1 protein-coding gene is annotated in these 711 nt (G+C 27.3%); it reads right to left on the reverse strand.

Going from position 1 to position 711, the window contains the following annotated elements:
* Nucleotides 1-181: 181 nt before the first annotated feature.
* A partial coding sequence (locus L988_RS08280) for an IS256 family transposase (protein WP_047383324.1) occupies nucleotides 182-711 on the reverse strand: 530 nt, incomplete at its 5' end.

Here is a 711-nt window from a genome sequence, read left to right on the forward strand (position 1 = left end):
GAGTCTTCTTCAAATTTTGTGTAAACTCTAAAAATTAAGAGTAATATTTTATATTTTTTAGGGATGATTTATTTTTAAGTCATCCCTTTTTAAATATCAATTTTTAAATATTTTAGTGTAATTTTAATAAAGTGGATGAATTTTCCCACTTTATTAATTTTATAAATTTATACGCTTAATTTTAAATTCTTCCTTCAAAATATATTTGGAATTGTGAAATCATTTGTCCCCAATCTCTTTGACGGCTTGTCCATTTTTTTGTAATGTCTTGCGTTGCTAGATACAGCATCTTTAACAAACTATCATCTGTAGGGAAAACCGATTTGTTTTTTGTGACTTTTCTTAACTGTCTATTGTACCCTTCAATTGTATTTGTTGTATAAATTAAAGTTCTTATTTCTTGAGGATATTTAAAATATGTTGATAATCTAGGCCAGTTATTTTTCCAAGATATTGCAATTTTAGGATATTTTTTACCCCATTTTTCATCAAATAATTCTAAATTTAGTAGCGCATTTTCTTCTGTAGCTGCCTTATATACTAGCTTTAGATCAGCGATTAATGCTTTTATATCTTTATACGACACAAATTGAGTAGAGCTTCTTATTTGATGAATTATACACTGTTGGATTTGAGTTTGAGGATAGACAGCTTCTATGGCATTAGAAAATCCTGTAAGTCCATCAACACAAGCAATTAATATATCTTCTA

This window comes from Cetobacterium sp. ZWU0022, assembly GCF_000800875.1.
Lineage (GTDB): Bacteria > Fusobacteriota > Fusobacteriia > Fusobacteriales > Fusobacteriaceae > Cetobacterium_A.